At 66.9% G+C, this 18,583-nt stretch carries 11 protein-coding genes and 1 CRISPR repeat array (1 of these 12 running past the window's edge); of the genes, 6 read left to right on the forward strand and 5 right to left on the reverse strand.

Going from position 1 to position 18,583, the window contains the following annotated elements:
- Window positions 1-309: 309 nt before the first annotated feature.
- Window positions 310-1,485: a metallophosphoesterase gene (locus tag AB0C01_RS07115; RefSeq protein ID WP_357570526.1), complete on the reverse strand. Its 1,176-nt coding sequence runs from the start codon at window positions 1,483-1,485 to the stop codon at window positions 310-312.
- A gap of 383 nt (window positions 1,486-1,868) precedes the next feature.
- Here AB0C01_RS07115 and AB0C01_RS07120 point away from each other — a divergent pair, with 383 nt between their 5' ends.
- From AB0C01_RS07120 to AB0C01_RS07135, 4 genes are all read left to right on the forward strand, one after another.
- Window positions 1,869-2,117, forward strand: a complete 249-nt coding sequence (locus AB0C01_RS07120; RefSeq protein WP_357570527.1) for a hypothetical protein — start codon at window positions 1,869-1,871, stop codon at window positions 2,115-2,117.
- Between the two features lie 398 nt (window positions 2,118-2,515).
- Window positions 2,516-2,671 (forward strand): hypothetical protein, encoded by a 156-nt coding sequence (locus tag AB0C01_RS07125; protein ID WP_357570528.1) that lies wholly within the window; start codon window positions 2,516-2,518, stop codon window positions 2,669-2,671.
- Window positions 2,672-2,683: 12 nt separating this feature from the next.
- Entirely contained in the window at window positions 2,684-2,923 is a 240-nt protein-coding gene (locus tag AB0C01_RS07130) for a hypothetical protein (protein ID WP_357570529.1), read from the forward strand.
- 631 nt (window positions 2,924-3,554) lie between these two features.
- A complete protein-coding gene (locus AB0C01_RS07135) occupies window positions 3,555-4,403 on the forward strand; it encodes a hypothetical protein (RefSeq protein ID WP_357570530.1) in 849 nt (282 codons plus the stop codon).
- A gap of 80 nt (window positions 4,404-4,483) precedes the next feature.
- Here AB0C01_RS07135 and AB0C01_RS07140 read toward each other — a convergent pair whose 3' ends face one another.
- Complete coding sequence (locus AB0C01_RS07140) at window positions 4,484-5,116, reverse strand: hypothetical protein (RefSeq protein WP_357570531.1); 633 nt, start codon at window positions 5,114-5,116, stop codon at window positions 4,484-4,486.
- A gap of 1,895 nt (window positions 5,117-7,011) precedes the next feature.
- Between AB0C01_RS07140 and AB0C01_RS07145 the strand changes: the two genes are divergently transcribed.
- Window positions 7,012-8,220 carry a hypothetical protein gene (locus AB0C01_RS07145; protein WP_357570532.1) on the forward strand — a complete coding sequence of 403 codons (1,209 nt, stop codon included), beginning with the start codon at window positions 7,012-7,014 and terminating at the stop codon, window positions 8,218-8,220.
- Window positions 8,221-8,378: 158 nt separating this feature from the next.
- The gene (locus tag AB0C01_RS07150; RefSeq protein WP_357570533.1) at window positions 8,379-9,608 is read left to right on the forward strand and encodes a reverse transcriptase family protein; all 1,230 of its coding nucleotides are present in this window, start codon (window positions 8,379-8,381) and stop codon (window positions 9,606-9,608) included.
- A 270-nt stretch (window positions 9,609-9,878) separates the two neighbouring features.
- Here AB0C01_RS07150 and AB0C01_RS07155 read toward each other — a convergent pair whose 3' ends face one another.
- From AB0C01_RS07155 to AB0C01_RS07165, 3 genes are all read right to left on the reverse strand, one after another.
- Window positions 9,879-11,066, reverse strand: a complete 1,188-nt coding sequence (locus tag AB0C01_RS07155; protein WP_357570534.1) for a restriction endonuclease — start codon at window positions 11,064-11,066, stop codon at window positions 9,879-9,881.
- A gap of 2 nt (window positions 11,067-11,068) precedes the next feature.
- Window positions 11,069-13,309, reverse strand: coding sequence for an AAA family ATPase (locus AB0C01_RS07160; protein WP_357570535.1), 2,241 nt, complete (start codon window positions 13,307-13,309; stop codon window positions 11,069-11,071).
- Between the two features lie 883 nt (window positions 13,310-14,192).
- Window positions 14,193-14,810 carry an HNH endonuclease family protein gene (locus tag AB0C01_RS07165; RefSeq protein ID WP_357570536.1) on the reverse strand — a complete coding sequence of 206 codons (618 nt, stop codon included), beginning with the start codon at window positions 14,808-14,810 and terminating at the stop codon, window positions 14,193-14,195.
- A gap of 2,049 nt (window positions 14,811-16,859) precedes the next feature.
- Window positions 16,860-18,583: direct repeats of the CRISPR family, unit length 37 nt; unit sequence GTTGCGATCCTCGCCCGGTCCGTTGACCGGGCGCAGC (it continues 370 nt past the right edge of the window).

Raw genomic sequence — 18,583 nt, forward strand, 5'->3', positions numbered from 1 at the left:
GGCACCCAACCGGCGGAACAGGACGGGATCGCCAGCGTGACCACCGCCCCACGGTGGAGACGCTCGTCGACGGCCTGCTCGTCGGACTGGGTGTCACCCTCGGGAAGAGCCAGCGCGTCATCCTCACGATCGCACTCACCCTGGAGGTCTTGTGCCTCGGTCTGTCGGTGAGCGCCGCATTGACCAAGCGAGGCGACTGGACATCGGGTGCATGCGGATGGATCCCGGGGCCCGGGGATAGCCACCGGAGTTGACCGGGGGAGTCCGGGTCACGTTCAGGTGAGGCGGTAGGTGTTGGCCCGGCCGGGGCTACCTCGCTCGGAGGGTGAGCAGGGTGATCTCGCTCGGCGCGAAGATCCGGAATGGCGGACCCCAGAAACCGGTCCCTCGGCTCGTGTAGAGCTGGGTCTGGCCATGCCGGCTGAGGCCCTGCACGACCGGCTGGTCGAGCCGGACCAGGTAGTGGAACGGCCACATCTGGCCGCCGTGGGTGTGCCCGGACAGTTGCAGATCCACGCCGGCCGCGACCGCGTCGTCGATCTGCTTGGGCTGGTGCGCCAGCAGCAGCACGGGCAGCCGCGGGTCGGTGCCGGCGAGCGCCGCGGCGTGGTCGGCGCGGTGACCGGCGACACCGGACGAGGCGGCGGTCACGTCGTCCACCCCGGCGACGACGAGCCGGGCGCCACCTCGCTCCACCACAAGGTGCCGGTTATGCAGCGGCTCCCAGCCGAGGGTCCGCATGTGCTCGACCCAGCCCTGCGCCTCGCCGTAGTACTCGTGGTTGCCCGTCACGTACACCCGGGCCAGCCGCGCCCGGACGGCGCCCAGCGGCGCGGCCTGCGCCCGGCGCTGGTCGACCGTACCGTCGGCGATGTCGCCGGTGTGGCAGACGATGTCGGCAGCCAACCCGTTGACCACCTCGGTGGTCCGGGCGGACCAGCGGGCCCGGTTGATCGGTCCGTAGTGGGTGTCCGTCAGCAGCACCACCCGGACGCCGTCGAGACCGGCACCCAGCCGATCCACGGTGACGTCCACCCGCCGGACCCGGGGCACTCGCATCGCCTCGGCGTACCCCCAGACGGCCAGGACGACCGAGACGACCGCCGCACCGACCGCCACAGCCCGCGACCGCACCGGATCGGCGACCCCCGCGGCGGCCAGCGGGAGCCGGGCCACGTTGCCGAGCAGCGCCCAGACGAACAGGATCCAGACCAGGCCAAGCAGGGTGTCCCCCGCGCGGGCCGCCGCGTCCAGCCGCCGCCGGCCGTGCCCGAAATACATCAGAACGGGGAACGCGACCAGCGCGACGACGAACACGCTCGTGCCGGCGGCCACCACCGGCGCCGGCCACCGCGCCGCCACCGTCAACGTCCACCACGGCAGCCCGAACAGCAACGCCAGGACCGCGACCAGCGTCGCCCCGGACACCAGCGGTCGCAGCGACCCTCGCGCCGGCCGCACCTGTACGGCATCGCCAGCAGCCATCGTCGTCCTCCGTTCGGGTCTGTGCAGCATGACACGGTCCGGGCCGGATCGACCACGCCCGGAACCCGGAACGGATCCGGCCCGTCGGTGATCGGCCCGCGACCCGAAGGTGCCTCGGTTCGCCTACGGTCAGCGGGTGGCGGGCGACGCCCCGGCCGAGAACCTGCGCCTGATCATTTCAGGCTCGCCGGACGGCCCGTGCGGTCGAGTCGGCGCCGTCGTTCACGCCGGTCGCGATCGACGTGGGCGGCGACGTAAAACAGCCAACCGAGCTACTGCGGAGCCGGTTGGCGGAGCCGAGCGGGGCCGCAGCAGCCGGGCATCTGCTAGTCAGCACCGACGCGTTCCGAGGCACCGACGACCACCCCGGGCTACGGACTGACGTGCTGGCGGCGCTGCTGGAGCAAAGGGCCAACGACCCGACCGGCGACACCGGCCGGACCTGCCTGTCGCTGCTGCATACATTGGCCGTTAACCAAACCGACCGGGACCTACTGTTCGAGATCGGCGCAGACGGAGACCAGCCCACGGCCACACGCCAAGCCATCACGCGCTTCTTCCTCGCCGACGGGACGCCGACGGTCGACCGCACGGTCCGATCATCAAGTGCGGAGGGTAACGGTGCGGTATAGGTCGGTGGCCGTACCACCGAACGCCCACTACACGCGCCCAACCCGTCACCGACATCGCCGCTACGCCAGCCGTCTTTCTACCTGACCGCGCTTCCCAGGTTGACCTGGCTGGCCGTCGGCGACCGCCTGATCGCCGAACCCGGTGAACGGTCGGAGCGGTGTCATGACCACTCCGCTGCCGGTACGGCCGCCGCAGGTACTCGCCGCCACGTACCTTTTCTCGGGCTCGTCGGCGCTGTGGTTGGGCACCGGCAGGGCAGGCAGTGCCCAGAGCACGAACCTGGCCATACGCCAGATCCGCCTGATGTTCGGGGTGTTGCACACTGCGGCGCACCGGGGAGCACCGGGTCATCGACATTGTTGGCCCACTGCTCGCACTGGCCCCGGTGCTCCACCAGATGACCAGCGCCGACTGCCCGATTCCCACTCACGATCACCGCTTGTCGGCCAAGAACAAGAAGTACCGGTACTCCACAAACCTGTGGGTTGCATTCGACGGCAGCAACCGCTCGGTCATCGCCGCAGGCCACCCGCTCTCCTGGCAGTCGCGATGACACCTTCGAGCATTGGCTACTCCTGCACAGCACCGGCGTACGGCCATCGAACGGACGCTGACGGCGCTGCGCCCAGCCGATCCTTGCTGCGACGGCGCAAACCGGATCGCCGTCCTACAGGACGCCACGATCACCGGCGACGCGGTCCGCGTCGAACCCGACCACTGCCGGCAGGTCCTGACCACACCGCTCCACGGCTCGCCGATCCTCGCCCAAGCCGACGCCGCGCTCATCGAACGGCTCAGGAGGTAGTCGCCCGAGCCAGCCCGACGTCGACCTCGCCGCCGACGCGATAACAGTTCGCTCCACTGTCCACTGGTCAACTCAAGAAGACCAGGACCTGGGAGAGCTGACGATCCTGCCTCGCATCCAGGCTCATCGGAAGAGCCGATGTAGCGGCAGCTGGCAGCATCTGCAGCGCTTGACGCGCAATCAAGAGCAAACCTGCCGCTCCATCCAGGACGCAGATGAAGCGGCAGGTTAGAGCGTTCTACAGCGCGCACCGCGACGGCCAACAACCCACGCCGTTACCGCCGACAAAGATCATCCGTTACCGGATGTTACCGCCGTTGCCTGAGAAGATCTTCATCTCCCCAGGTCAATCGGTCGGGACGGCCGGATTCGAACCGACGACCCCTTGACCCCCAGTGAACTAGCAGGCCTACCGGTAGCTGCCGAACGATACCGCCTCCTGCCGGATATCCAGGTCAACGGCCAGGCGGCGGTCGGAGGCAGGTCGGGCTCTACCGGGCCTTCCCAGGCCGTCCGTGAGACGGTTGTGAGATATCACGGGCGGTCCGGCTAGGGGAGGGGCGCTGGAGATCATGACCAGCGCCTCTCTGCCGAACGATCCAGACAGAACTGATTTGTCACACTCGGTATCGTGATGATCGTGAACCCCGAAGATCAAGAGAAAGAGCGTAAGGCCCGCGCTGCTCTCATCGCCTTCATCCTTCGCGCCCGCCGCACCGAGGAGCACTCGCTCGCCCGCGATCGCACCGCCCTGCTCTCGCTCGCACAAATGCAGTCCAAGATCCAGATCACACCCTCGACGGGAACGGCGACCTGGATCCAGGAGTTCCCGCCCGAGGAGCAAGTCGAGTCAGCTGCAGCCCGGGTGCGGCCGTTGATCCTCAACGACGACCCGACCCACTATGGGAAGGCCCTCAATGCCCTCGGCTACCTCCTCCACTCGGCAGGCGCACCGGAGCCGGTGATGCAGAACCTACGGGGACTCAAGGCCGAATGGACATCGATCCAACCAAAGGGACGGGATGTTCGGGGCTACTACCTCCAGGTGTCCAAAGCAGGCTCCGGTGAGTTCGAGCAGCTCACTGACAATGTGCTCGGGTTCGCGTGGATCTACGGCGACGTCGTTCACGCTGACGCCGAACGACTAGCGGAGACGCGCACGTTCGGTGTGCGAGAGCGGTTCCGCGCCGCGGTGCCGCTGGTCGCGCAGATCATTGTGCTAACGATTAGCACCTTAAATTTCATTCGCGTCCTCCACCAGAACGGCATGGTCAGCGGTCTGGACGCCGCCTTCGACACCGAGGTCGTCGTGACAGAGACGACTTTCCGGGCGGAAGGACGAATCTTCCTCGCCGAACCGCACTCCCCCGACCAACCCATGACGATCCCGGTTGCCGGCCAAGAGCTCGGTGAAAAATGGAAGCCGATCCATCAGGTGCTCGGTCCCCCCAGCCCTGCACCTGAGTCGCCGGAGTCCTGAATCGTCTTGGTGCTGGTGGCCTCCACCAGAGTCGGGGCGATTCAGTGGTCGACGCGTTCCTAGCCTGAGCAGGCCGCTACTCAGTTTCGGCGGCCGGTCTTCATGTGCTCGCACGCGCCGTCGTGGTTCTGGGCGAAGACCCCACCCGTCCGCCGTGCGATCTTGTGCCAGAAGGTACCGGCGGTGTCGTACTGGGTGGTGGTATACCAGGTCAGCTCCGGGTGCCGTCGGTAGAGCTTGAGCACGGTGCGGGTGCCGATCCCGTAGCCCTTGGCCGCCCCGTCAACGCTGATCTTCAAGAGGTAGCCGCGCTGACACCTCTCGCACACCTGGTAGTCAACCTGCCCGACCGACCTGCGGCCCCGATTAAGGACCACCCGCTGGACCCCGGCAGGCTCTGTGGATGGCTGGTGCACCAGCCGGACGCACATGGCCGCAAGGCGGCGCAGCCACCACAGCGGTTCACTACGCCGCCCGGTGTCCCACTGGAAGGGCCCTAGGTCCGGAAAAAGCCGCCCGAGGAACTGTTCACGAGCATCAGCGTCGGTATCGGCGCCGGCCTCGTAGACCATGCGTACGGCCTGGTCCAGGAGACCGGCAGCTTCTCCCCAGCCCTCCTCACGCCCCTCGCTGTGGCGCCGCCGGCACACCGGGACCGCAGCCGCCAACCGGCCTAAGTCGACGTTCCACGTCTTCGGAAGCACGGCAGCCACCGCGGCGACCCGCTGAGGAGTGGCCTCCTCAAGGCCGATGGCGAAGGAGAAAGCCTGGTCGGCGTCACCGCCGGCGGACCACCGGGTGCCCGCGACCTGCGGGGAATCCATGACAGGTCACGGCAATCGGCCCATATGACAGGAGACCGACGTGAGCTCTGGGCGCATCGATGACGGCGACCTCACGATGTTCGCAGCTCGCCGCAGCCCTGGGGGTGTCCCTGGTTGCCGGGCGGCCCCGGCACGGGCCCGAAGGCCGCCACGCGGGTGGCTACCGCGCGGTGTCCCGATCCCCTGTCGCACGCGCCGGTCGTCAGCCCACCGGACTACCGGATCAGGACAGACGATCCGTCAACAGCCACCGTCAATCGTGCCCTCGTCCACTACTACTCCGTCGTTGGCATAGACCACGACAGCGGTCAAGTCGGCGAGCTCGTCGCGCGCCCACACGCGAGCATTGCGACACATCCAGTCACCTGACTCCCTACCGGACGCGCCGCTAGCCACTGGCAGGTAGATAGTCAGCTCGTCATCGACTTGAGCGACCGCCTTCGGCTCCACCCATGAGGGCGGACAGGGCTCCCTGACACCGCCACAGATTGACGACCTGAATGACGCGAACAGCGACGGATCGTTGACAGGCGTCTGGCTCGGCTTCTGCCAGGCCGGCCCTGCTGAGGATGCCGGGGTGGCGGCGGTTCGGATGTTACTCGGGGTTGATGTCGATGGCGGATCCGCATCTGTCGACCTGGCCGGGTTGCAAGCGGCTGCGGCAAGCGCGGCGATGAGGACGACGGCGGAGAACTTCCAGGTTCTGGACATTAGTACCTCACCGTCAACACGTGCTCGCTGCCAGAACTGTGGCTCATGAGGCTATCCGGCTCGCACCGCTCACCGAAGTCTTCGCCGTCTTGTCTGCCGTCGATCCGCCCTCTAAGGAGCGGACCGGCGCCCGGTCCGCCGCGCCCACGGAGCTCTGTTCGGCCACGCGGATGAGCAGATCACGCGGATTCGCGGTGCGGGCCGCAAGGGCTGGCTGTCAGCATTCCGGGACGCGGCGCTGCTCAATACCGCGTACTCCCTACGGGCTGCGTCGCAACGAGACCCGGATGCTCGACGTCGCCGACTTCGAGCAGCCATGCCACACACGCCCAGACCGAGCGAGACGGACGGGCCGTGCTGCTCGAAGCCGAACCACGCCGTCGTCCACGGATTGAGCTCCAGCATGGCCCAGCCGCCGGCGAGAGCCGTGACGGTCACAACGCCATCGTCGCGGCCAGCCGCACTCCGGGGCCGATTCCGGTGGCGTCGATCGGGCGTAGGCGCTGGCGTAGCCCGCCGCCGGCTACGTTGGTCACGTCGGCGACCGAAGGCCACCGCCGGTCCGGCGAGGACAGGGCGCGGTAAGTACCCACGATCTCGGTGCCGGGCGTTGCGGTAGCCGGCCAGATAGAAGATCCGGACCAACCCGCCGGCGGGCGGTGGTCACAGTGCTGCACGGGCCGAACGGTCACCATCGGCTCGGGCGTTCGCTGACCTTCGTGTGCCCGGTGCCGAGCCGCGACGACAACGGGCAGTCGTCGATGCAGATCCAGGTATTGTGATGCAGGTAGAGCTTCACCTACTCGAACTGGACAGTCACGGCGAAGTCGCTCCTGCGGTTGATCGTGGGGCCGGGCAACGGCTCCCCTGCCAGGTCTGCTGTCGATCCGACGTTTTGGCTGGCTCGGCTAATCTGGTCGACGGTATGGCGCAGCACCAATCGAGGACGACGTCCATGCTGGAGTGACCGAGGACTTCCATCCGTTCTGGGCGGCAGGCCGACGCCGTATTCAGGGCAGACGACGGTACTTAGTGCAGCAACCTGATCATGGCGACCGCGGTAGTCTCGCTGCGTGATGCCCGTCCGCCTCAGCGACACGATCGAGGGACAGCGGTGGCTGGACAACTTCCTGCCTGATGACCGGCCGGCGGCTGCACGGCTCCTCGATGCGCTGCGGTTCGTCTCGTCCGATGAATTTCGGGCCGGCATGAAGCAGCTGATGCGCGACGTGGCAATCCAGGCACTGACTGCAGGACCGTTGGCCTTCTACCCGGTGCGGCCGGTGGATGATGATCTGGCGTACACCGAGCCGTTCCCGGACCGGCCCTATGGCCCTTTGGATGGCAGCGAGCACATCACCGCCAACATCATCAGCGAAGTTTCGAAAACTCTGAAACACACAGGAGCCGTGATCGCCTCCCCAACACTGGAGGTCTTGCGTGACCGGCGGGTGCGGACAATCGTGCTTGTCGACGACAATATCGCGTCCGGTAATACGTTAACGAAGCACCTGGATAAATGGTGGGAGAATCCCACTATTCGCAGCTGGAGATCCTACCATCTTATTAAGTTCGCGATCGTCACATACGCCTGCTCTCGTCAAGGCCAAACTGTGGTACGTCGCCACCGGCTCGCCGATGACATCAAATTCGTCGAGTTCGGTGCAGATTTTGTCTCCGCGCACTGGACCGATGACGAACGGAATGAAGTTCGTGACGTCTGTCGACGCTACGCCGTCAACAAATCTCTCGCGCTCGGCTACAAAAGAAGCGAGTCACTGTTGATCGTCGGCCACACGCTGCCGAACAACCTGCCGCATATTTTGTGGAAGGGGAAGTCCACGGTGCAGCCGTGGGCCGGCTTCTTCGCCAAGGGGCATCGGCGCTTGACGCCGGAACAACAAGTGACACTGGCGGGACGCCGGACACCACCCGACCTTGACGGCGTTGCGAAAGCATTGAACGACCCTAACTTAGGATCGGGCCGGTTCGGCGACTCGTACACCGCACTGCTTCTCATACTGGTCTTGGCGGGACTCAGCCAGCCGCCGCGCACCGACGACTGGCTAATGACCGTCTTGCACCTGACCCTCTTTGAGCTGCAGAATCTGCTGGCTAACGCACACCGCTTACATCTGGTCGATGATCAGCGGCGGCTCACCGACGAGGGGCACGCGTTGCTTCGACAGGCGCGGTCGAAAATCCGGCAGGTCCGCCCACGGTTGAGCGACAGCGATGTTACCTACTATCCTTTGTCGTTGAGGGGAGTCAGTGCCGTCTAGAGAACCGTCGGGACCGTAGGCCTCGACACAGTAGCGGCGCCGTCGGCGTCGGCGATGACCAAGCCCACGTAAGCGGCTGGAACGAGCAGCGTGCCTGGTCCCTCGGGGTCTCGGCGGCACGCTACTCGCGCCCGGCCGGGCGCAGGAATCGAAGGTAGATGAACACCGACTCCCCTCACCTCTACCGCCGGACGGGACTCCTGCTCGACCGGTCCCCCGAAGTCATTGACGCCGTCGAAGTCATATCCGCTCTCCTGCGAGCCCAGGGCGTCGCCGTGGTGTTCACGTTGGGCCACCTCGCCCGCCGCAGCGGCGCACCGTACCCCTACCTGCGACGCATCGTTGAAAGGTCCATCGATCCGTACCACGCCTTCAAGATCAACCGTCGCTCGGGGAAGAAGCCGCGGCTGATCTCCTCGCCCGACCCGCTACTCATGAACGTCCAACGGTGGATCCTCGCCAGAATCCTGGATCACGTACCGCCCCACCCGGCGAGCTACGCCTACCAGCCCGGCAGATCGATCCGCCTGTGCGCCGAACGGCATGTCGGAGCGCGTTGGATGATCAAGATGGACTTGCACAATTTCTTCCACACCATCGACGAGCGCCGCGTCTACCGCCTCTTCGCCAGCCTCGGTTATGCGCCTCTGCTGGCACTCGAACTGGCTCGTCTGTGCACCCGGCAGGCCCGCGACGGCTTCCCGCACCCGACCCGATTTCAGATCCACGGTCAGCGTCACTTCGCCATCTCGCCATACTCAGCTCAATCGTTGGGATTTGTTCCGCAGGGCGCTCCGACCAGCGGGGCTATCGCGAATCTCACGGTCCGGTCCATGGACGACGCTTTGGCAGCTCTTGCCTCAGCTCACCGGCTGGTCTACACCAGATACGCCGACGACATCGTTCTGTCCAGCGCGGGAAATTTCGACCGTCGCACGGCGGCGTCCGTGATGCGTCAAGCTCGGCAAACGATCACCGAATGTGGATTCGCTGTCCACGATAAGAAGACCCGCTTGGCGACGCCGGGCGCACGCCGCATCGTGCTTGGTCTGCTCGTCGACGGTGACCGGGTGCGCTTGCCGAAGAAGACGAGAACGAGGATCGCCACGCACATCCACGCCGCAGAGAAGTTCGGGCTGCGAGAGCATCAAGTCGCCCGGGGTTTCACATCGGCGCTGGGGCTCGCCCGCCACATCGACGGCCTGCTCGCCTTCGCCTCCGACATCGACCCTGGCTGGACGGACGACCTGCGTAACCGATGGCACCGTACTTTGATGCGCGACGCACCAGCGCTCGGCCCATTCGAGCCGTCAGACGTGTACCGACGCAATGAGGACACGACTACCACAACCTACGAGATCACGGGCGACCGGTGGAGCATTCTCTGATACCCGCCGCCCTCGCAGCCTGACCCCGACACCGCGAACCTTCGTGGTCAAGGCACTAGGCATTCCCATACTTCTCGAGCAGAGCGGGTTGCGTTCGGAGGACACCCCTTCGAAGCGCGCACCCCGACAGCGCAGAGTCAGCTGCATCGTCGGCCACCGGTGGCCTTCGTCGGTCGGTCCACCGGCGACAGGTGTGATCGCCGGCGCGACGGCGATCAGCTGGCCCGCCGCTCTGTCGCTAACCGGCTGTGCACAAAGTCGTCGCCTTCCTCAGTAGGCGCTCGGAGCGGCTGCGCGCCGAACCAGCGCCGCAACGTCATTGAGGATCTCGTGCGGCTGCCTCAACAGGTCGAGCGGGTGATGAATGATCTCTATCGCCGTATTCCGGATGTGCTTGCGCTCCGGCGGAGTCGTTCCCTTCGCGTATACCAGCCATCCAGTTCGCACATCGAGGGCAGCACAGTAGGCGAGCATCTGGTACGTGTCTCCGTTCGGGAAACCCGACGTTGGGTGCTCAAGCTTGTATTTTGCATCGAACACCGCGACGGGCCGGCCGTTGACCAGATAGACCAGGTCGGGCCGAATCGGGATGCTCTGTTCGGCATCCAGATACGTCCGATACTGCTCCTCCACCACCCCCGGACAGGATCCGAGTGCCTCGCGGATCGCAGCGGCGACGAAGTTTTCGAAGACTGTGGCCATGTTGACGGCGAAGGCAGCGATTGCGATGCCGCCGGCATCGGGCTCAGCGGACTGGTTATCGAGGATCAGCTCGGCCAGCCGGAGTGCGGGCACATACCTCATGTTGATCCGACTGGGGCTCCACAGGGGAACCGGCGCATGGGACGGAAGGACCGGTACCCCGGCAAGGCGTGCGTCCAGCCGCTCCAGCCGCTCCCGTGCGGACGGCAGGAGCCGGGGCACGGCCAACATTCGGCGTACAGCGGTGCGGAGCAGGCGGTTCTCGACGATGTCGACGGTCCAGTCGTCGAACTGCACCTCGATCGGCAGCGGGATAGCTGGCCGACGGGCGAACTGCTCGGCGAATCGAACACGCCCCCGGATCAGAGGGAGCGCCTCCTCGAACGAGGTGTACCCCTGCAGGAGACCACCAGCGAGGGCCCGCTCGGCCTGCCGGATCAACGACTCGGCCATTGCCGGCCACAGTCCTGACGCCGGCGCCGCAGTTACGTCCTCCGGGCGGAACCGCGGATCTTTCGCGTACCCGAGAAAGAACAGCAGCCTCACCACGCCGACCTTCGGCTGCACCTGGACGTCGAGGTCTCCGGCGCGGACCGCGCCCACCTTGCCGCCGGGTCGAATACGCCAGCTCCTGCCCTCGGGAGTCAGCTTGACCAGGCCGGACGCCCGGAGTATCCGAACCTGAGCGCCGTCGAGGGGCCGCAGCACACCACTGGTATCCAGTTCCGGCAGGATGACCGCATCCACGCTGTCCACTGCTACCGCTCATCATCCGAATCATCGGCAATGTCGACGGAAGCGGTTTGGGCACGGACCGCAGCCAGTCCGAATCGGCTGTGCACCTGCGCCCGGCTGAGTCGACCGTAGTAGTGCTCCTCGAGCAGCGGCAGCAGATCGTGCCGCCAGACGCGCTGGAGCGCAGCCTCATCGTCGAGGCCGGGCCGCATGAGATACGACGGCCCGATCTTGAAGTCGTGGCCCTGGGCACCGATCAGGGTGTTGAGTGAGACCAACAGCCCGGGACGCTCGTCGTCCTCGCGGCCGTTGGCGGCAAGCCAACTCCCGAGAACATCGCGAACCGGATCCTCGTCGGGGTGCAGCTCGACGAACGCGAAGCGGCGTCGGATGGCCGCGTCGATCATCGCGATCGACCGATCGGCCGTGTTCATCGTCCCAACGATGAACACGTTGGGCGGCAAGTTGAAGGCCTCGGACGGTGAGTACTGCAGCCGCACCGTGGATTCGCGGTACTCGAGCAAGAAGTACAGCTCACCGAAGACCTTGGCCAGGTTCGCCCGATTGATTTCATCGATGATCAGCACGTACGGGCGGTGCCGGTCGTTTCTTGCCTGCGAAGCGATCTCCCGCAGCGGGCCTGGTGTCTTAACAAAGCTCACTGCGCCGCCCTCTACGTTCTCGACCGGCCGGAACCCTTCGAAGAAGTCCTCGTAGGCGTACGACGGGTGGAACTGCACGAGGCGGATCGCGTCCCGCTCGGCCACGTGTCCGGCCAGCGCTCGGGCCAGGTAAGTCTTGCCGGTGCCTGGTGGGCCGTACAGAATGATCTGCGACCGCTCCTGCCAGAGCTCAACCAACCGGGTGAGCCAGTCGGTGCTCATGTGTACATGCTCAGCCAACGCCACGGTGGCGGCGTTGAGCTTCAGGGTGGTGGGGCCGACCGCTCGGTCCACGACATCCGCCGTACTTGCCGTGCCGGTTTCCTGCTCTACCTGGCTGATTGACTCGAAGAGCTCGATCAGCACTGGCAGTGCACCGGTCAGATCAACCACATTGCCCTGCTGATCCAGCTCCGCTGGCAGGGGCGCGGGAAGCGCGGCAGCCTCGAGCGACGCGACGGCCCACTCGGCCGGCCTGCGCAGCTCACTACCGGCTGCGGCCAGACGAAACTCCGGCCCACCGGCAAGGATTCCCAGATACATCCGGTCGTCGATGAGGGTCGTCACGATGTCTTCACTTTCCATCTGGCTCAGGAAAGCATGGAACTCGTTGGCGTGGCTGACACGTTGGGTGTAGTCGAGATGCTGGTATCCGGTGTCCACGGCCGACCGAATCTCGGCTCGGGACGCGCTTAACGTGACCTCCCCGAGATGCGCGGCGCCGAGGGATACGAACGATTCTTTTAGCCAGTCAGCCAACAGGCTAGGACCACCTTGACCCGGACGGATCAGCCAGGCTCGCCGTTCACCGGGCGGCCTCTCCTTGACTCGCCACTGATTCACGAATGGCGGCAGGTAGTAGTCCACTGGCTGGCCAGTCTCGCTCTGGATTCTGGCGGTGATCCCAAGCAGATCGCGGTTGATAGATGGCGTGCGATCATCTGGACCGCTGAAGGCGTCGCGGATCGCCCGCTTGTGTCCAGTGTTAACGATCGGCAGGAAGTGCGTGGGAAACCGCAGATAGAGCAGCGACTCTCGCAGGGATGGAACGATCTTGGCCTCGTCCACCAGGGCCTGCCACTCCCAGGGGTCGGCCAGCGCACGCTGCCGGCGGTCGGGCGAGATGGTCCACCACTCGCGCAGGAAGACGACTGCGTCCGCCAGCCACTTCCAGATCATCGTATGGCCGCCGATGCCACCGTTCCACGTCCCCTGCTCGAACGCGGCCAGCACTTGCTCAGGGATGGAAACTGGTTCCTTCATCCAGCCGAGCACTGTGCTTACCCGTTCGCGCAGCTTGCCGGCACTCAGGTTCACCAACGGCAGTCCCTGCAGCGTCAGCAGCTCCGCTGCCAGTTGAATCGCGAGGTCGGATCCAGTGTCGAGCTGCCTGTGCAGCTTGACCATGAACGAATCCGTGCCGGTATCGACCCGATCGTTGTAAAGGTGGAACAGCTCTTTCGCTGTTTCGGCACTCCAGACTAGGCGCCCGGGCGTGAAAAGGGATCCGCCTCGATTCAAGCCCTGCTCGAGGAGCTCCCAGCCAACACGGCGTACCAATTCGTCGTCGCGAGGAGGGAGAATCGCAGCACTATCGTTCATGATCCGCTTACTCCCCTAGCTGATCGTCAGGTCCGTAGGCGCAAGGCTCAGGTCGGGTGAGGCGGGGTCGACCGGTGAGGGGCGACCAGCTTGACGAACCGCCTGCTCCACACCAACCTCAGGCACACAGAGAGAACCGAGGTCGAAAGAATATCCGCTGGAGTCGTCCGGTCAAGCTCTACAAGAGAGCGGCCCGGTTGGGTTGGTCGTTGGGTAGAGGCAGCTGCCCGCACCTCTGCGGGTACTGCCAAGTGCGGCGGGAGGCGCTCGGTGTGCTCGCGGACTTGGCGGTCACATTGGGCGCAGCTGATCGATCCCCGACGCTGCGTGAGGTGCGGTCCCGCCCGGACAGCCTCGCCCGCCACATGACGGCCTGGCCGGCTCGCAGGAGGGATCGGCACGGTCGGGCCCCGCTGATTCTCGACCAGCTAGGGGAAGTGGTAACCCTGTCCACTGCCGCCGAACGACGTCGGGTAAGAAGGCGAGTCGCTCCCCTCCAGACCCGTCCGCCATCCTGTCTGCCATCGACCCGCCCGTCGGGGAGCGGGCCGCCGCCCGGCCCACCACGCCCCACGGGCCCAGATGGCTCGTACGGACGCTGGTGGGTCGGGCGGCGGTCTGCTCGGCTTGCCCGGGTCGATGGCAGGCAGGATGAACCGCCGCCACCACCCTCGGAGCCGGCGGCCGCCGACGACCTTCGGCCATCCTGGAGCCGGAGCGCCCCCGCCGGCGGCGCATTGACCGCAACCCCGCGCGGAGGGCGAACCTGCCGAGACGGCTGAAGCGCTTCCCCACATCAAGCATGGCCACGCACCGCACCTGGCGCCCGGCGCGTGGCAGACGACAAACCCCTGGCCGGCCTCGGCGCCGGCCAGAGGTTTGGTCAGGAGGCGCAGGTGTTGAGCATGCTCTGCAGCGCGGACTTCTCCGACGACTGCAGCCGCATGCTCCAGTTGTGCTTCACGGTGATCCACATCTTGCTATAGGTGCACCGGTACGACGACAGGGGCGGCTGCCACGTGGAGGGGTCCTGGTCGCCCTTGGACTGGTTGACGTTGTCCGTCACCGCGATCAACTGCGGGTGGCTCAGATCGTTGGCGAAGCTCTGCCGACGGCTGGCCGTCCACGAGTTGGCGCCCGAGCGCCATGCTTCGGCGAGAGGCACGATGTGGTCGATGTCGACGTCCGAGGCCGCCGACCAGGTAGCGCCGTCGTACGGGCTGTACCAGCGACCCGAGGTGGCCGCGCATGAACTGTCGACGACGACTGAGGTGCCGTCGCGCTTGAGGACCTGCTCGCGGGTGTTGCAGCTACCGCTGATCGTGATCCAATGCGGGAAGAGGTCAAGCGAATATCCGCTGGTCGAGCCTTCGAGGGCCACGGTTAGGGCGTTGAGCTGCGACTGCGCGGTCGCCTTTGACGGGATTGCCGGCGGTGTTGCCGAGGCGGGCGTGGCGCCCGTGACCGAGAACGCCGCGCTGACAAGGGCAGCGATCGCCATGGCGGAGAAGCGCAGACCGCGGCGTGGGAGTATCGGGGTGTCAGTTGTCAGTCGCGGCATGGGGAGCCTCCAGCTTCGCTGAACAGTGATGCAGTCATGCTCATCTATAGCAATGGCAGCAACGCGACGGTGCCGCGAAGTGCCGATGGCATTTGTGTGCCCTTCATACGCCGGATAGCTCGCGACCTTCGCCGATCTCAGGAGGACCGGGCGGGGAACGTTGTTCAGGTGCCGGCGGCCCTGGTAGACGTTGTTGCGATCCCTGCCGGACGCGGCGGCCAGACGCAGCCGTGCTGCTGGCTGCGCGCTGGACGGTGATGCATAGATGCGATCCCCCGCCCCGGCGCGCTAGCCGGGCGCACAGCGTGAGCTGCGACTGCACTCGCGCATCGTCATCTCCGCGTTGCGCTCCTCGCCCGGTCCGGAGACCGGGCGCAGCCTGCTGCGCGGCAGGCTGCACGGTGGTGTCGGCATCGTTGCGATCCCCCGGTCCGGGGCCCGGGCGCAGCACGAAGCGTATGTCGTCACCGACGACCATCCCCGCGTTGCGATCCTCGCCCGGTCCGAGGACCGGGCGCAGCTCCCGCCACGAGGCCAGCGACTGCCGACACGACACCGAGGTTGCGATCCTCGCCCGGTTCCGGGGACCGGGCGCAGCGTTCTTGCGCTTCGTTAGCTGCGCCGTCGCCTCCAGGTTGCAATCCTCGCCCGGTCCGAGGACCGAGCGCAGCGTGCTCCGTTCAAGCGTTCCCGCTTGCCGAAAAACTGTTGCGATCCTCGCTCGGTCCGAGGACCGAGCGCAGCTCTCGAACCGGATGTCGGTACCGACCTGCCGGGTGCGGTTGCGATCCTCGCCCGGTCCGAAGACCGAGCGCAGCGCAGCGTGCCCTCCACGCCATCCCCGTCGATCTTGCCGTTGCGATCCTCGCCCGGTCCGAGAACCGAGCGCAGCGCGTCGACCCGGGGGCCCCGGCCCCCGTCGAGACCCTGTTGCGATCCTCGCCCGGTCCGGGGACCGAGCGCAGCGGGCCGACATCGTGGCCCATCCGGATCCGGCCGAGCGGGTTGCGATCCTCGCCGGTCCGAGGACCGAGCGCAGCACGCGGCGGGGGTCAGCAAGGCCACCGCCGACCCGAAAGGCATCAAGGTCGACGTACGCCTGCCCGCCCGGGAAGCGGTCCGCGACCTCGCTGCTCACCTGGAGCACCAGCGCGGTCTTGCCCACCCCGCGGACGCCGGCGATTAGATGAGCACCGGCCTGCGCCAGCTCGACCCGCGCGGCGTCCCGGTCCGCAAACTGCGCCGGCGGCAACATGCCCCTCCCGAGCGCGTCACCTGTGACGGCGGCGAGCGCGGCTGTGACCTCGGCCGCGGACTCCGCATCGCGCTTCCCCTCCCGCACGAGCGCGTCGAGCAGCTTCGCGGGATCCTTCGGCAAGGCGCCGAAACGACGCAGCAATGTCCGCAGCACATCACCCGCCCCGGCAACCGCCACCCCACCGGCCCCTGCCGCGACCGCCTTCGCCGCTTCCGCTGCCACGACGTCCGAACACACGGCGCGACCTCCTAGCGCGGCCAGTTACATCGAACTCACACACCGCGAGGACTATAACGATCATCGGCAATGGAGCGCGAACTCGAACTTCAAGACCCGCCAACAGGCGGCCCTTCGGCTCTCGCGCCCACCCGCAAGGCCCGCCTACAGCTTCTACTGACACGCGGAGACGACCGAGGCCGAAAGGGCCATGACCGAGCGATCCTCGCCCTGCCTGAGGGCCGGGCGCAGCGCCCGTCGCGGTTTCGAGCGGCCCCGCGTACTGCGGTTGCGATCCTCGCCCGGTCCGAGAACCGAGCGCAGCCTGGCCGGCGGCCTCCTCACCGTTCACCGACTGCTCCAGTTGCGATCCTCGCCCGGTCCAAGGACCGGGCGCAGCTGGGGAGCCGGACGCGCGGATAGCGCTCGCGGTGAAGATCTTTGCGGTCCTCGCGCCCGGTTCGAGAGCCGGCCGCAACGGGGCGTTCTTCGCCCGACCTGGCCAGCCGGGCGTCGCTGCGACCCTCGCTCGGCCCAAGAAGCGGCGCAGCGACTGGCCTTCGCGGTGGAAACCGCGTACATGAAGTTGCGATCCTCCCCCGGTCCGAGGACCGGGCGCAGCGCCCGTTCTCGGCGTCCGGCTGCGGGTCGTAGTCCGCGTTGCGATCCTCGCCTGGTCCGGGGACCGGGCGCAGCACTCATCCCTCGGCGAAGGGGTTCGCGAAGACCCTGTTGCGATCCTCGCCCGGTCCGGCGACCGGGCGCAGCTCGTCAAGGTGTTGCCGGTGCCGATGGTGACCGCGTCGTTGCGATCTTCGCCCGGTCCGGCGACCGGGCGCAGCCGTCCGTCCCCGGCGCCGGCGGCCCGGCGGCGGCCGGGGTTGCGATCCTCGCCCGGTCCGTCGACCGGGCGCAGCGCCGTCGTCGGTGATCGTCAGCGGCGTCGGCCCGTCGTTGCGATCCTCGCCCGGTCCGTCGACCGGGCGCAGCCGGCGCGGACGCCATCAGCGGGCCGATACGACCACCGTTGCGATCCTCGCCCGGTCCGTTGACCGGGCGCAGCACGACCTCGGCCAGCGACACAAGGCACTCCTCCGCGTTGCGATCCTCGCCCGGTCCGTTGACCGGGCGCAGCGCGGCCGGCAGCGGCACACCGCGCCGGTACTCGACGGCGTTGCGATCCTCGCCCGGTCCGTTGACCGGGCGCAGCTGCAGCGTGAACAGGTGCGACTCGGTGATGGTGAGGTTGCGATCCTCGCCCGGTCCGTTGACCGGGCGCAGCCTTCCGCAACATCATGTTCATGGGCCGGTCGGCGAAGTTGCGATCCTCGCCCGGTCCGTTGACCGGGCGCAGCGCTCTGATCAAGGGTGCCGAGTTGGCCCGGATGTACGGGTTGCGATCCTCGCCCGGTCCGTTGACCGGGCGCAGCGGTAGTCGGTGCCTTCCTTCCGGCCCCAGTTGTCCAGTTGCGATCCTCGCCCGGTCCGTTGACCGGGCGCAGCCCGTCAGCATGATGGGCATGTAGCCGTAGTGCTTCGCGTTGCGATCCTCGCCCGGTCCGTTGACCGGGCGCAGCTCGATCTCGACGAACGCGTTGGGCTGGATGATCCCGTTGCGATCCTCGCCCGGTCCGTTGACCGGGCGCAGCGTGCCGTCGCACCAGTTGGAAAGGCCGCTAAGGCCGTGTTGCGATCCTCGCCCGGTCCGTTGACCGGGCGCAGCTCTGAATCGTCGGCGTGAGGATCGCCATCACGACCAGCGTTGCGATCCTCGCCCGGTCCGTTGACCGGGCGCAGCTCAGGTCGTTGTCGACGCCCTCACGCCTCGGCACGTAGTTGCGATCCTCGCCCGGTCCGTTGACCGGGCGCAGCCGGGACCTCACCGGCGACCAGGTGGCCCTCTACCACCGTTGCGATCCTCGCCCGGTCCGTTGACCGGGCGCAGCCGCCTCGCGGAACGTCGTGGGGAACGTCGCCGCCGTCAGTTGCGATCCTCGCCCGGTCCGTTGACCGGGCGCAGCCGGCATCACCGACGCTCACCCGCTCCGCGATGAGCAGGTTGCGATCCTCGCCCGGTCCGTTGACCGGGCGCAGCCGCCCTCCAGGCCGCCTGATGGCCCGCCCTGACACCGGTTGCGATCCTCGCCCGGTCCGTTGACCGGGCGCAGCGCGCTCCCAATGCGAAACAACCGGACGGCGGGGCAGGTTGCGATCCTCGCCCGGTCCGTTGACCGGGCGC

The organism is Micromonospora sp. NPDC048905 (assembly GCF_040649655.1).
Lineage (GTDB): Bacteria > Actinomycetota > Actinomycetes > Mycobacteriales > Micromonosporaceae > Micromonospora.

Bases quoted from the DNA above. Each gene is read 5' to 3' on its own strand.
- AB0C01_RS07165 (WP_357570536.1), bottom strand. From the start codon at position 14,810: ATGGCGATCGCTGCCCTTGTCAGCGCGGCGTTCTCGGTCACGGGCGCC.
- AB0C01_RS07160 (WP_357570535.1), bottom strand. From the start codon at position 13,309: ATGAACGATAGTGCTGCGATTCTCCCTCCTCGCGACGACGAATTGGTA.
- AB0C01_RS07125 (WP_357570528.1), top strand. From the start codon at position 2,516: ATGACCAGCGCCGACTGCCCGATTCCCACTCACGATCACCGCTTGTCG.
- AB0C01_RS07150 (WP_357570533.1), top strand. From the start codon at position 8,379: ATGAACACCGACTCCCCTCACCTCTACCGCCGGACGGGACTCCTGCTC.
- AB0C01_RS07115 (WP_357570526.1), bottom strand. From the start codon at position 1,485: ATGGCTGCTGGCGATGCCGTACAGGTGCGGCCGGCGCGAGGGTCGCTG.